This is a genomic window from bacterium (genome assembly GCA_023150945.1).
Classification (GTDB): Bacteria; Zhuqueibacterota; Zhuqueibacteria; order Zhuqueibacterales; family Zhuqueibacteraceae; genus Coneutiohabitans.
This window is the reverse complement of the sequence record JAKLJX010000094.1, coordinates 341-583: the sequence shown is the minus strand read 5'-3', so window position 1 is coordinate 583 and position 243 is coordinate 341.

Here is a 243-nt window from a genome sequence, read left to right as displayed (position 1 = left end):
GCAGGTTCATCGAGGCGGGGTTTCGCTGCTCGGTTAGAAGAGTTGATCGATCGGGAGGAAGCTGGTGCATGGTGAGGATCGTGCCGTGAGCAGTGAGCAGTGAGCAGTGAGCAGTGAGCAGTGAGCAGTGAGCAGTGAGCAGTGAGCAGTGAGCGACGGATTCTAAGTGCCCGGCGCCATCATCCACGCGCCCGCGACCGGCGCGGGCGATGGGCAGCCCGTCACCGACGGCAGCGTGATGGG